This is a genomic window from Bifidobacterium angulatum DSM 20098 = JCM 7096, from assembly GCF_001025155.1.
Lineage (GTDB): Bacteria > Actinomycetota > Actinomycetes > Actinomycetales > Bifidobacteriaceae > Bifidobacterium > Bifidobacterium angulatum.
In genome coordinates, this window is sequence record NZ_AP012322.1 from 744,427 (window position 1) to 758,133 (window position 13,707).

The 13,707-nt window shown below is 61.1% G+C and carries 9 protein-coding genes and 1 pseudogene; 8 read left to right on the plus strand and 2 right to left on the minus strand.

Features of this window, described 5'->3' with window-relative positions:
- Positions 1-3: 3 nt before the first annotated feature.
- Positions 4-2,865, minus strand: a complete 2,862-nt coding sequence (locus BBAG_RS03010) for an ABC transporter permease (protein WP_003825945.1) — start codon at positions 2,863-2,865, stop codon at positions 4-6.
- 206 nt (positions 2,866-3,071) lie between these two features.
- A pseudogene (locus BBAG_RS03015) lies at positions 3,072-3,863 on the minus strand (ABC transporter ATP-binding protein); the annotation flags it as partial.
- Positions 3,864-3,961: 98 nt separating this feature from the next.
- On the opposite strand from BBAG_RS03015, the gene BBAG_RS03020 reads away from it, so the two are divergent.
- The 8 genes from BBAG_RS03020 (at position 3,962) to BBAG_RS03055 (ending at position 13,706) form a co-directional block, all read left to right on the plus strand.
- The gene (locus tag BBAG_RS03020) at positions 3,962-4,912 is read left to right on the plus strand and encodes a tyrosine recombinase XerC (protein WP_003825947.1); all 951 of its coding nucleotides are present in this window, start codon (positions 3,962-3,964) and stop codon (positions 4,910-4,912) included.
- A gap of 242 nt (positions 4,913-5,154) precedes the next feature.
- Positions 5,155-6,798 carry a peptide ABC transporter substrate-binding protein gene (locus BBAG_RS03025; protein ID WP_003825948.1) on the plus strand — a complete coding sequence of 548 codons (1,644 nt, stop codon included), beginning with the start codon at positions 5,155-5,157 and terminating at the stop codon, positions 6,796-6,798.
- A gap of 243 nt (positions 6,799-7,041) precedes the next feature.
- Positions 7,042-7,968 carry an ABC transporter permease gene (locus tag BBAG_RS03030; protein WP_033508220.1) on the plus strand — a complete coding sequence of 309 codons (927 nt, stop codon included), beginning with the start codon at positions 7,042-7,044 and terminating at the stop codon, positions 7,966-7,968.
- 24 nt (positions 7,969-7,992) lie between these two features.
- Positions 7,993-8,943 carry an ABC transporter permease gene (locus BBAG_RS03035; protein ID WP_003825951.1) on the plus strand — a complete coding sequence of 317 codons (951 nt, stop codon included), beginning with the start codon at positions 7,993-7,995 and terminating at the stop codon, positions 8,941-8,943.
- A gap of 16 nt (positions 8,944-8,959) precedes the next feature.
- Positions 8,960-10,966: a dipeptide ABC transporter ATP-binding protein gene (locus BBAG_RS03040; RefSeq protein ID WP_003825954.1), complete on the plus strand. Its 2,007-nt coding sequence runs from the start codon at positions 8,960-8,962 to the stop codon at positions 10,964-10,966.
- A 106-nt stretch (positions 10,967-11,072) separates the two neighbouring features.
- Positions 11,073-11,933, plus strand: a complete 861-nt coding sequence (locus BBAG_RS03045; protein WP_033508354.1) for an exodeoxyribonuclease III — start codon at positions 11,073-11,075, stop codon at positions 11,931-11,933.
- A gap of 142 nt (positions 11,934-12,075) precedes the next feature.
- Positions 12,076-12,945, plus strand: a complete 870-nt coding sequence (locus BBAG_RS03050; RefSeq protein ID WP_033508218.1) for a DUF3710 domain-containing protein — start codon at positions 12,076-12,078, stop codon at positions 12,943-12,945.
- A 2-nt stretch (positions 12,946-12,947) separates the two neighbouring features.
- Entirely contained in the window at positions 12,948-13,706 is a 759-nt protein-coding gene (locus BBAG_RS03055; RefSeq protein WP_003825963.1) for a DUF3159 domain-containing protein, read from the plus strand.
- Position 13,707 lies beyond the last annotated feature (1 nt).

Here is a 13,707-nt window from a genome sequence, read left to right on the forward strand (position 1 = left end):
TCCTTACTCCGAAGCGACGGCGTCCAGCACGGGTGCCTTCAACGCACGGCGCGAAGGAGGCAGCGAGGCGAGAACGCCTATACCTATCGACAGTAGCAGGAACACGCCGAGTTGTCCCCAAGGAATCGCCAGCTGCTCCATACCACTTGCCTTATAGGTCTGTTGGATCACCACGCCGGCAGCGGTTCCCACCACCAGGCCGATAACGGTGCCGAGGACGGAGATCAGCGCCGCCTCTATGGCCAGCATGCCACGGATCTTCGCCTTGGATGTGCCGATGGCGCGCAACAGGCCGATCTCACGTGTGCGTTCCGAAACGCTTAGGGCCAACGTGTTCACGATGCCGAAGATCGCGATGATGATCGACAATGCCAGCAGCGCGTATAGCACGATCAGCATCTGATCGACCAGCGAGCTCACCGTGGACTTGTATTCGTCGTGATCCTGCACCGTCAGCACATAGTAGGGCTTCGTCTGCTTGAGGATCTTGCCGCGCAGTCCGGCTACATCGGAGCCGTGCCGTGCGGTGACGAACACCATGATGGTGAACAGCGCCTCCTTGTTCGTCAGATTCTCCGCCTGTTCGTCGTTCATGAACACCGCCGTGCGATACACGGAATTGGAGATGATCGCGCCGATACGCCTGACGGCCTTGGTCGGCTCATCCTTGGTCTTGACCAGTGTGGCCGGGTCGACATTCTGCGCGTCGGCCACCGCCTGTTGGGCCTCATCGGCCTTGGCCTTGGCACCGGCCTGGTCGCCGGCGGCAAGCAGGGTCTGCGCTTCGGTCTGCAACGATTGCACCTTGGCCTGCACCTGCGCCTGATAATCGGCCTGGGCCTTCGCCGTGGCCTCCTGATCAACCACCACGCGTTTGCAGGTGACGGTGACCTTGTCGCCGATCTTCCAATCCCGATCCTTAGCGAGCTTTTCGCCTACGACCAGTTCGCCGCGGCGCAACGCCTTGTCGGCATTGCCCTGCGCGGCCACGGGATCCATCACGTCGGAGAACACGGTGGGCTGTTCGGCGAACGCCAAAGCCGTTTCGCCATCGAACTTGGCATTCATCATCATGCGGCTCACCGACACGGATTTCACATCCTTGATGCCTTTGATGTCGTTGACGGCCTTATCGGGGATCTGCCCGTTGGTCGACGAGACGATGTAGTCGGTTTTCAAACCGCTGTCGATAATGCCGGCCACGGATGCGTTCACGGACGAGGCGACCACGCCAAGGCAACTGACGATGGCCACGCCCACGAATAGCGCGGCGGCGGTATTGGACGTGCGGCGCTTCTGGCGCGACAGGTTGCGCATCGCCAGACGGCCGGCAACAGGGAACAGCAGCGACGGAATCCAGCCGAGCACCACGCTCGCCGTTTCCACCAACGCGGGGCCGACCATGATCACGCCGATGACCACGCATGCCGCGCCGATGCCGAGCATCCAGCCGGTGCCGAGCGCATCGGCCAGCGCATTCACCGCAGCAACGGATGTCGGCTCCTTGCCGTCTGCCGCGCCGATACGCCAGCACAGTATCCATGAGAGCGCGCCGATCAGCGTGATGATGCCGCCGGCGATGGCACGCGGGGCGACGGAAGGCTCCGGGTTGACGGTTTCGTTCATCGCCTGGATCGGCGGTGCCAACGCGGCTCTGCGAGCCGGCAGCACAGCGCCGATCACCGCGACCACGATGCCGACCACAAGTCCGACAAGCATATCGTTGGGGGTCGGTGTAACCGATCCCGTCATCGGTGTGCCCAGTTGCGCCAGCAGGGCCGCGATGCCTTTGACCATGCCCCAGCCGAGCGCGATGCCGGCGACCGACCCGACCAGACCCAGAATCAGCGCCTGGATGATCACCGTAAGGAACACCTGCCCGCTGGAAGCGCCGATCGATCGGAGCAGCGCGTATCCGCGCATGGATTCACGTACGATCATCGAGAAGGTGTTGGCGATGATGAACGATCCGACGAACAGTGCGATCACTGCGAAGATCAGAATCAACGGCTGGATGAATCCCAGCATCTCCTTGCTGCTTTTGGAGCTTTCGTCACGCATCTGGTCGCCGGTGATCGCATGGGCCTTGGATGAGCGGGGGAGCGCCTTGTTGATGCGATCGGCGAGTTCCTGCTGCTGGGCGGCGGTAAGCGGCGAGCCGCCGTTGGCGGAGCCGTAGACGCCGATGTTCTGCGTCTGCCCGCTCTGGCCGCTGTTCTGCTCGTAGAGGTCTTTGACCACATTGCCGGGCACTGCGATGAGCAGGGCGCCGGCCTGCGAGGAATCGGTGGAAAACGATCCCACGATCTTTACGTCCTCCGGGCCGGAGGGGTAGACGAGCGTCGTGGTATCGCCGATGCCAAGCCCCGACTGTTCGAGCGCGAACGTGTGGAGGGCGATCTCATGCCGGTTCTTCGGCCAGTCGCCGTGTTCGAGATGCGCCGAACGCCATGCCTTGCCGTTGATGGCGACGGTGATGCCGGACATGCCGCTGGAAACCGCATTGCCGTCCTTGCCCACCAGCGTGAGTACGCCGCTGACGGACGTGTCGGCGGTGGCATCCTTTACGCCATTCACCTTGCTGATGGTGGTCGTCAGGGAGGTGTCGATCATGTTGTACGTTGCGGTGGAGGTGTCGGAATCCGAATCCGTCGACATGGTTTCGTCATCATGTTGTTCCTCGCTGCCGCGCACGTACACATCATGGTCGGCATTGGTCGCCATCATCTCGTCGACCTGATTGTTCAGCATTTCACGGAAACAGAACGATCCGACCACGAACGAGACGCCAAGGGCGATGGCGATGATCGACAGAAGGAATCGTGAGAAATGGGCGCGTGCGTCGCGCAAACCTACGCGGATCATGCGGCGGCCCCGTTTCCGCCGATGCGGGCGTCGAAGGGCTCCGCCTTGGGAATGGACAGCTTGGGGGAGACCAGGGCCGGCACATCGACGTTACTGGTCGGTTCGATATTGGACTCGTGGGCATCGGCGTCATGCGTCTCGACCTGCGTTCCTGCGATCCGCGCATTCTCCCTGCCGTCCGCGCTCTTGGAATCCTCGGCGCCGTAATCCATGGCATCGGTATTCATGTCGTCGTCCGAGGCGAACACCTTCAGGATCTCCTGATAGGTGGGATGCCTGAGATCCTGCGTGATACGGCCATCCGCAAGCACCAGCACGCGATCCGCATACGAGGCGGCGCGCGGATCATGCGTCACCATCACAATGGTCTGCCCGTATTCGTGTACGGAATGCTTGAGAAAGCCCAACACCTCACGGCTGGTGCGCGAATCGAGATTGCCGGTCGGCTCGTCCGCGAAGATCACGCTCGGCCGGGCCATGATCGCGCGGGCACAGGCCACACGCTGCTGTTGACCGCCGGAAAGCTGGCTCGGACGGTGGGAAAGTCTTTGCTGCAGTCCGACCACACTCACCACCTTGTCGAACCATGCGCGGTCGATGGGTTTCTTCGCGATCTGCAACGGCAGCAGGATGTTCTCCTCGGCCGACAACGTCGGCACCAGATTGAACGACTGGAAGATGAACCCGATCTGCTCGCGGCGGAACCGGGTGAGTTGACGCTGGTTCATCGAGGAGACCTCAAGACCTTCGACCATGACCTTGCCCGAAGTCGGCTGGTCGAGGCCGGCCATGCAATGCATCAGCGTGGATTTGCCGGAACCGGACGGACCCATGATCGCGGTCATTTCACCACGGGCGAAATCGACGCTGAGATGGTCGAGCGCCCGGACCTGGGCGTCGTCGGCACCGTAGGTCTTGACCAGATCGATCGCGCTCGCCACTACGGCGTTGCCATCTGATTCATGCTGTTCGATATGTTGCCTGCCGTGTCTGGCCATGATCCCTCGCTTTTCTCGGTCATCCCATGGTGACGAATGCCTTACCTATGTCAAGTCAAGTCTATACAAGGGGAAGTATTCGGGTAGTGTGGCGTGATATGGCCGATTGCACGTTCGAAAAGCATATCCGGGAATTCGAAACCTATTTGGGGGCGAACCGGGGGTTGAGCGGGAACACGTTGAAGTCCTACCGTACCGATGTGCTCGACTGCTTGACGTATCTGGAATCGCAGGGCATCGAAGCCCTCGACGAAATCACCATCGACGATTTGCGCGGTTGGATGGGCCAACGTTCCCCGTCCCACGCGCGCAGCAGCATGGCGCGAGGCGTGGTAGCGGTGCGATGCTTCTTCTCCTGGGGCTACGAGCATGGCATTATCCGCACGAATCCGGCTAGCGCGCTGAAGACGCCGAAGATCGCCGACACCCTGCCCACGGTGCTGTCCGAGGATCAGGCCGAGCGGCTTATGGACCGGGAGGACGAGACCGCGGCGCAAAGTCCCGACGACCCGAAGGCGTTGCGTGATGCGGCGATACTCGAGTTGCTTTATGCCACGGGCATTCGCGTCGCCGAGCTGGTGGGACTTGATATAGCCGATGTCGATTTCTCCAACCGTACCGTCAAGGTGACGGGCAAGGGTAATAAGCAGCGGGTGGTGCCGTTCGGCCTGCCGGCGGCGCATGCCGTGGAAGCATGGTTGAAGCATGGGCGGCCAAGCGTGCTGGAATCGTGTTCGGGCATGCAGCGTACGGATGGTGACGCTGATGACGCCATGCGGGCGCTGTTTCTCGGCATGCGCGGACGGAGACTGGATCAGCGCATGGCACGGCGCGTGGTGCATGACGCGGCGCGGAGGGCCGGTGTGCCGGATGTCGGCCCGCACGCTTTACGACACTCGGCTGCTACGCATCTGCTGGATGGGGGAGCGGATCTGCGTGAAGTGCAGGAGATGCTGGGGCATTCCTCGCTGAAGACGACACAGCGGTATACGCATGTGTCCATTGAACAGCTTGCCGCGCGGTATCGTCAGGCGTTTCCTCGCGCATAACGCGCATAAGCCATGTAAGAGTCGCAGGTTTTACGCTTATGGCGCAAACCTGCGGATGCTGCCGTGCGAAGTATGTGGACTTCGCACGGGAATGGCGGGCTTGCGCACGGCTGTCTGCGACGTGGGCCACAATGGTGAGCACATGTCAAAGGGGCTTGATGCCAGGCGTCCGTGTGATGCCGCATCCGCCCCTTTGATATTCACGGGTGCCGTTAAAGCGGCCCATCAAATAGGAGAAATATATGAAGAACAAGGCATTGACTGTCGCAGCTGTGGTGTGTGCCGCCGCGATGATGCTGAGTGGCTGCGGTTCCAGCAGCTCCAGCTCTGACAGCAATATCATCACTGCGTACAATTCCGAACCTCAGAAGAACCTGATCCCCAGCAACATCAACGAGACCGGCGGCGGCAAGCCGGCCGACCTGCTGTTCGCCCGTCTGGTGTCCTTCGATGCCAAGGGCAACCCGAGCAACGAGATCGCCGATTCCATCACTCCGAACGGCGACGCAACCCAGTACACCATCAAGCTGAAGGACTGGAAGTTCGCCAACGGCCAGACCGTGAAGGCGGAGAACTTCACCAAGGCATGGAGCTATGCCGCCAACGCCAAGAACGCCATGATCTGCTCCTCCTTCTTCAACACCATCGCCGGCTACGACGATCTGCAGAAGACCAGCGGCCTCAAGGGCACCGAGCAGCTTTCCGGCCTGAAGGTCGTCGACGACAAGACCTTCACCGTCACCCTGAGCCAGCCCGACTCCGTGTTCCCGCTGAAGGTGGGCTACACCGCGTTCGCCCCGCTGCCGGACTCCTTCTTCAAGTCCGCTCAGGCGGCCAAGGACTTCGGCCAGAACCCGAAGGACGGCTGCACCGGTCCGTACGTGTTCGATCACTGGGACCACAACAAGGAAATCGGCATGCTCAAGAACGCGAGCTACACCGGTAACCGCAAGGTCCAGAACGATGGCGTGACCTTCAAGGTCTACACCTCCGACGTCGCCGCCTACTCCGATATTCAGGCTGGCAACCTCGACGTGATGGAATCCATTCCGGCGGCCCAGACCAAGACCTTTGAGAAGGATTCCAAGGTGCAGGCCTACAACAAGGCCGGCTCCACGATCCAGACCTTCACCATCCCCGCCAGCCTCGAGCACTTCCAGACCAACACCGAGGAAGGCCAGCTGCGTCGCCAGGCCATCTCCATGGCCATCGACCGTTCCGCCATCACCGACAAGGTGCTTTCCGGCACCGGCACCCCGACCCTTGACTTCACCTCCCCGATGACCCCGGGCTACTCCAAGAGCCTGAAGGGCAACGAGGTGCTCAAGTACAACAAGGCCAAGGCCAAGGAACTGTGGAAGAAGGCCGACGCCATCTCCAAGTTCACCGGCAAGCTCACCTTCTCCTACAACGCCGATGGCGGCCATGAGCCGATCTACAAGGCCGTCGTCAACTCCATCAACAACACGCTGGGCTCCGAAGTGGCCGCCACCAACCCGATGCCGACCTTCAACGAGTTCCGTGACGCCGTCACCAACCGCAAGATGACCGGCGCCTTCCGCACCGGCTGGCAGCCGGATTACCCGTCCGCCGAGAACTACCTGTTCCAGATCTTCGATTCGAAGGCTGCGGACGGCAACGGCTCCAACGATGGCGATTACAAGAACCCCGAGTTCGACGCCATGCTCGACAAGGCCTACGCCACCACCGACGCCGATGCTGCCAACAAGCTGTACCAGCAGTCCGAGGAGCTTCTGCTCAAGGAGCTGCCGGCCTTCCCGCTCTACAATGAGAACGCCCGCGGTGTCGCTTCCAAGAACGTGAAGAGCGGTTTCGCCATGAACTGGCAGAACCTGCCGACCTACGAGAAGATGACCAAGAAGTGATCGTTCTTCTCTGATCGGGATGAAGGAGCGAAGGCCTGAAAGCCCTCGCTCCTTTTTCTTTATTCGTCGACCGTGTTTTCTGGTCATTTTCTGATCGTTTGCTGACCGCTTTCTGGACGTCTCGGGGCCAAGTCAGTGCATGGGGTAGACTGTCACAGTATTTAATGACCATGCATGAGATAGCCGCCTTATGGTCGAACGATGCCGGGCGGCGTGCGAATGGTCGTGGAACAAGGAGTTTCTATGGGCAAGTATCTTCTGCGCCGCGTGCTGCAGGTGATCCCCGTGGTTCTCGGCACGACGTTACTGGTATATGCCCTCGTCTTTGCCCTGCCCGGCGATCCCGTAAAGGCGATGTTCGGCGACAAACCCGTCAATCCGGCTGTTGCGGCTCAGATCCGAGCCGAATACAACCTGGACAAGCCGTTCATCGTCCAGTATTTCATCTTCCTGAAGAACGCACTGACGCTTGACTTCGGCAAGACCTTCTCCGGGCAGCTCGTCATCGACGAGATCGGACGCGCATTCCCCGTCACCATCAAGCTGGCGATCATGGCCTTCGTGTTCGAAGCGATCTTCGGCGTCGTCTTCGGCGTCATCTCCGGCCTGAAGAAGGGCAAGTGGTACGACACCGTCATCCTGATCGTCTCCCTGCTGCTCATCTCCGTGCCGACCTTCGTCACCGGCTTCCTTGGCCAGTACTTCCTTGGCGTCAAATGGAGCATTCTGCCGGTCACCGCAGGCAACGACCCGACCTTCATCGACCTGCTGATGCCGGCCATGGTGCTCGGATCGGTATCGATGGCATACATCATCCGTCTCACCCGTTCCGAGATTTCCTCGAATATCGCCGAGGACTACGTGCGCACCGCACGTGCCAAGGGCATGAGCAACAGGCAGGTCATGCTGCGCCACGTGCTGCGCAACTCCCTGATCCCGGTGGTCACCTACCTTGGCCAGGACATTGCGGCTCTTATGGGTGGCGCCATGATCTCCGAGACCATCTTCAACATCCACGGCATCGGCTGGCTGACCTACCAGAGCATCCTCAAGGGCGAAGGCAACCTCGTGGTGTCCATCGTGACGCTGCTCATGCTGATCTTCGTGGTCTGCAATCTTATCGTCGATCTGCTGTACGCGGCACTCGATCCGCGTATCCGCTACGCCTGATCAGGAAAGGAGATCCAAGGAAATATGACTGATATGACCACCCTTCCCGGTCAGGAGCGTTACGTCGCCCCTCTGGACGAGACCCCGTTGCAGGACGTCGACAAGGTTGACGAGAACGCACCGGCCAGCAGCATGTGGGCCGATGCATGGCGCACGCTGCGCAGGAACCCGATGTTCATCATCTCCGGCCTGCTCATCGTCTTCATCGTGATCGTGGCGCTGTTCCCCGCCCTGTTCACCAAGCAGAACCCGAACTACTGCACGTTGGAGAACTCCCTGGCCCCGGCTTCCGCCGGTCACCCCATGGGCTTCGACTTCCAGGGCTGCGACGTGTACACCCGTGTCGTCTATGGCACCCGCACCTCGCTGAGCGTCGGCCTGTGCGCCACCATCCTTGTGGTGCTTCTGGGCACGATCATCGGCGCCATCGCCGGCTTCTTCGGCGGCTGGATCGACTCCGTGCTGAGCCGTTTGACCGACATCTTCCTGGCACTGCCGATTCTGCTTGGCGCGATCGTCGTGCTGCAAATGTTCAAGACCAACAGCTCGATCTGGAAGATCGTGCTCGTTATGGCGTTGTTCGGCTGGACATCCACCGCACGCATCGCTCGTGGTGCCGTGATGGAAGCGAAGAACCTTGAGTTCAACACCGCATCCACCGCTTTGGGCTCATCGCCGATGCGCAATCTGTTCCGCCATATTCTGCCGAATTCGCTGGCTCCGATCATCGTGATCGGCACCACCTCGCTGGCCACCTACATCGTGCTCGAAGCCACGCTGAGCTTCCTTGGCGTCGGTCTGCCGAGCACCACCGTCAGCTGGGGCGGCGACATCTCCCAGGCGCAGACCAGCCTGATGACGAACCCGATGGTGCTGTTCTACCCGTCCGCGGCATTGGCCATCACCGTGCTGTCGTTCATCATGATGGGCGATGCGGTGAAGGATGCCCTTGACCCGAAGAGCCGTACGCTCTGAGCAAGGAGGAGAAACAATGGAAAACAACGAATCCAAGCTCGTTGCCATGCAGAAGGAGCAGGGTCCTCTGCTTGAGGTGAAGGATCTTGCCATCGACTTCACCACCGACAGGAACCGTGCCGTCCATGCGGTACGCGACGTCTCCTTCTCCGTCTACCCGGGGCAGTGGGTCGCCATCGTAGGCGAATCCGGTTCCGGCAAATCCACTTCGGCCATGAGTGTGCTCGGACTGCTGCCCGGCACCGGCCATGTGGTCGGCGGCTCCATCAAGCTCGACGGGCAGGAACTCGTCGGTCTGAAGCAGAAGGATTTCGATAAGCTGCGCGGCTCCAAGATGGGTCTTGTGCCGCAGGACCCGATGAGCAACCTCAACCCGGTGTGGCGCATCGGCACCCAGGTGAAGGAGGCACTGGCCGCCAACAACATGGACATCTCCCACGAGAAGCGTTCCAAGTTGGCCAAGGCCCTTGCCGGTGACGAGGTCGATGTCAAGAACAACGACGACGAGACCTTCATCTCGTCCGCCGAACTGCCGGCGCTGCTCGATGCGGCCAAGGCCGCGATCGCCGAGGCAGGCATCACCGGCGAGGCCGCGGAACGCTCCCTCGCGTATTTCAAGGAGGAGTGGGTCCCCGGTTCCGAAACGCGTTGGCGTGTGGCCGACGATCTGATCAAGGCCGGTGTGAAGAACGACACCGCATGGGATATCGCCAAGAAGCATGTCACCGGGTCGACCATGGACGACCGTATCGCCGGTCTGCTGTCCGAAGCCGGTCTGCCCGATGCCGCGACTCGTGCCCGTCAGTACCCGCACGAGTTCTCCGGCGGCATGCGCCAGCGTGCGCTGATCGCCATCGGTCTGGCCTGCCGACCGGAGCTGCTTATCGCCGACGAACCGACCTCCGCACTCGACGTGACCGTGCAGAAGAAGATTCTCGACCACCTGCACATGCTCACCGATTCGCTCGGCACCGCCGTGCTGTTCATCACCCACGATCTGGGATTGGCCGCCGAGCGCGCCCAGCATATCGTGGTCATGTACAAGGGCCAGGTCGTCGAATCCGGTCCGTCGCTGGAAGTACTGCAGCATCCGCAGCACCCGTACACCAAGCGTCTGGTCGCAGCCGCCCCCTCGCTGGCATCCCAGCGCATCATCTCCGCCAAGGAGCACGGCGAGAACGCCGACGCACTGCTTGAGCATCACGTGGTGGGCGAGCAGAAGCTCGAAACGAGCGAGACGATCATCACCGTCGACCATCTGACCAAGGAATTCAAGCTTCCGCGCAAGAAGGAGATGTTCAAGGCCGTCGACGATGTGTCCTTCTCCGTCAAACGCGGCAGCACGCTGGCCATCGTGGGCGAATCCGGCTCCGGCAAATCCACCGTGGCCAATATGGTGCTCAAACTGCTCGAACCGACGTCCGGCACGGTCACCTATGAAGGCAAGGACATCTCCGGGTTCAAGGGCAAGGAACTGCTTGACTTCCGTCGCCACGTGCAGCCGGTGTTCCAGAACCCCTACGGTTCGCTCGACCCCATGTATTCGATCTATCGTTCCATCGAGGAACCGCTGCGCATCCACGGCATCGGCGACAAGAAGAGCCGTGTCAAGCGCGTGCGCGAACTGCTCGACATGGTGGAACTGCCGGAATCCGTGATGGGGCGTTACCCGAACGAGCTATCCGGCGGCCAACGTCAGCGCATCGCCATCGCACGTGCCATGGCGCTCGACCCCGACGTGATCGTCTGCGACGAGGCTGTGTCCGCTTTGGACGTGCTGGTGCAGGACCAGGTGCTGCGTCTGCTCAACGACCTGCAGGCTGAAAAGGGGCTGAGCTACCTGTTCATCACCCACGATCTGGCCGTGGTCCGTCAGATCGCCGACGAAGTGGTTGTGATGCAGAAGGGCAAGCTGGTCGAGCATGCCACCACCGACGAGGTGTTCGACCACCCGAAGCAGCAGTACACGCGTGATCTGCTCGACGCCATCCCCGGCGGCAAGCTCCAGCTCGGTCTGGACTGATCGCGGGTCTGCGGATAGCGAACGATTCTGCAACGGAAGGCCGTTTCCCAGGGGAAGCGGCCTTCCGTTTCGTATGTTCTCCCGTATTGCGGTTACGCTGGTCGCTATGAGCATCACTATCACCACCTCGAATGTCAACGGTATCCGCGCGGCCAAGCGCAAAGGCATCGAAACCTGGGCAGCACAGCATACGCCGAATGTGTGGTGCATGCAGGAAGTGCGTGCACCACAATCCGAAATCGACCCCATCTTCGACGAATTCGCCTTCGAATACACCACAGCGGGAGCCATCGACAGTCAGGATCGTCTGGACCGCACCAACGAGGTATGCCGGGTGAAGGGACGCGCCGGCGTCGCACTGCTCGCCGATCTGGACGTGACCGCCAGACGTTACGGCCTGCCGGGATTGACACAGGATGTGGATTCCGGGCGTTGGATTGAAAACGACATCACCACTCCGGCGGGCAACCTGCTCACCGTGGTGTGCGTGTACGTGCATGCGGGCAATACCGATGACCCGGTGAAGATGGAGCAGAAATACCGCTTCCTCGACACCATGCTGAACCGGATGGGCGAGCTGCGCGACGAAGCCGCCGATGGCGGACGACAGGCCCTACTGTGCGGCGATTTCAACATCGCACACACGTCGGCCGACATCAAGAACGCCAAAGCCAACGAGAAGCATGCCGGCTTCCTGCCCGAGGAGCGTGCCTACGTGGACCGTTGGCTGGGGGAGTACGGCTTCGTGGATGTGACGCGCCGTCTCGCCGGCGACATCCAAGGCCCGTACACCTGGTGGAGCCAGCGTGGCCGAGCCTTCGACAACAACGTCGGCTGGAGGCTCGACTATCAGTTCGCCACTCCGGCATTGGCCGAAACCGCCGTTTCGTTCGACATCGACAAGGCACCCAGCTACGACACCCGATGGTCCGACCATGCGCCGTTGACCATCACCTACGAGTTCTGAACTGGCCTAGCGCCACTGCAAACATGGCGCATCGCATCAGTGAGAACGGCACCTGGCGCCACGAATGAGGCCGCACGGCACGTTCGCAGCGTCAGGTGCTAGTCTTATCAACGGTTACACACGCATCGAAATGAGGAACCCCATGGGACTATTCGGATTCGGCAAGAAGAAGAACAAGGCCGATAAGGCCGAGGCCAAGGTGGAGGACGAAGACGTCAAAGCCGCCAAGGCGGCGAACGCGGCGGCCAAAGCCGACAGCGAGCTTGCCCAGCATACCGCCGCCGCAGCGCTGCCCGAAGCCGCCAGCGACTACGAAGGCCGCGGCGACGAGCGCGGGCCGTGGGACGTGAACGACGAGAACGTTCCCGACTACGACGAATATCTTGATCTGGGCGCATACTATCTGCCGTTCCTGCAGCATATCGAGCTGCGCATCAAGGCGTCCCGCGCCACCCGTGCCGTGCTCGGATCCACCACCACCTACTACAACTCCAGCCTTGAGGTGGAGGCCTATGCCGCGCCCAAGACCATGGGACTGTGGGAGGACTGGCGTGAGGACTTCCTCGCCGCCAATCCGAAGGCCAAGGCCGTGGATGGCGTGTTCGGCACCGAGATCCTTCTGCCGGTCGAGGTGTCCGGCGGCAAGACGGTGCTCACCCGCATCGTCGGCGTGGACGGGCCACGCTGGATGCTGCGCGGCATCTTCTCCGGCACCGCGGCAAGCGACCCGGATAACGAAGAAACCAAGAAGCTCAACGAATTCTTCTCCAACATCGTGGTCGAACGTGGCGAGGAGCCGCTTGCCCCACGAGACCCGATCCCCATGCATCAGCCGGTTACGCCAGGCGAGCGCAAGGCCGCTGCCGCCGCATCCGGTGAAACGGAACAGGGCGAAGGCAAGGAGCATCTCAAAGACATCCCGAACCGTCCTGACGGCCCGCTGTCCCAGGATCAGCAGACGGAAGTCAAGACCACGCTGTCGCGCGGTCCGATGTTCTCCGAAGTCCGCTGAATATGGCAGAACGCAGACCCTCCAGCAGCGGCACCGGTCTCAAAGCGCTCGCCACCGCCGGTGAAGGCGACGACTTCTCCGTCATTGCAGCCATCGGCGGCGTACGCGGCGTGGTGGAATCCATGCTTCCCGGTGTCGTGTTCGTAGTACTGTTCGTCGTCACCCAGAACCTCGATCTCACCATTGGTGTCTCCGCGGCCCTGGCCCTGGCTCAAGTGGTTCTTCGGCTGCTGCAACGCCAGTCCGTGATGGGTGCCTTGAGCGGTCTGGTAGCCGTGGGCATCTGCCTGATCTGGGCGTGGAAATCCCACGAGGCCCGCGACTACTACATGTTCGGCTTCCTTACCAATGCAATATATGCTACCGTGCTGGGCGTATCGTTGATCGCCAAGGTTCCCGCCTTGGGCGTGGTCATCGAATTCATCCGTCAACTGCCGACCGAACATTTCAAGGCATGGTTCGAGGACTGGACCGGCGACAAGGCGTTGAAAAAGGCCTACACCGTCATCACCTGGCTATGGATGGCGCTGTTCCTGCTGCGTCTTGCCGTTCAGGTTCCGTTGTACCTGACCAACAATGTGGCGGCGCTGGGCGTGGCCCGGCTGCTTATGGGCATTCCGTTCTGGGCGCTCGCCATCTGGGTGAGCTATCTCATCATCGCCACGCCGATGCACAGGCATAGGATCGCCAAGGCGCACGCCGGACAGGCGGAAAACGGCGATTCGACCATCGACACAGTAACGACAGTAAAGGACGAATAAA

Bases quoted from the DNA above. Each gene is read 5' to 3' on its own strand.
- BBAG_RS03010 (WP_003825945.1), bottom strand. From the start codon at position 2,865: ATGATCCGCGTAGGTTTGCGCGACGCACGCGCCCATTTCTCACGATTC.
- BBAG_RS03020 (WP_003825947.1), top strand. From the start codon at position 3,962: ATGGCCGATTGCACGTTCGAAAAGCATATCCGGGAATTCGAAACCTAT.
- BBAG_RS03025 (WP_003825948.1), top strand. From the start codon at position 5,155: ATGAAGAACAAGGCATTGACTGTCGCAGCTGTGGTGTGTGCCGCCGCG.
- BBAG_RS03030 (WP_033508220.1), top strand. From the start codon at position 7,042: ATGGGCAAGTATCTTCTGCGCCGCGTGCTGCAGGTGATCCCCGTGGTT.
- BBAG_RS03035 (WP_003825951.1), top strand. From the start codon at position 7,993: ATGACTGATATGACCACCCTTCCCGGTCAGGAGCGTTACGTCGCCCCT.
- BBAG_RS03040 (WP_003825954.1), top strand. From the start codon at position 8,960: ATGGAAAACAACGAATCCAAGCTCGTTGCCATGCAGAAGGAGCAGGGT.
- BBAG_RS03045 (WP_033508354.1), top strand. From the start codon at position 11,073: ATGAGCATCACTATCACCACCTCGAATGTCAACGGTATCCGCGCGGCC.
- BBAG_RS03050 (WP_033508218.1), top strand. From the start codon at position 12,076: ATGGGACTATTCGGATTCGGCAAGAAGAAGAACAAGGCCGATAAGGCC.
- BBAG_RS03055 (WP_003825963.1), top strand. From the start codon at position 12,948: ATGGCAGAACGCAGACCCTCCAGCAGCGGCACCGGTCTCAAAGCGCTC.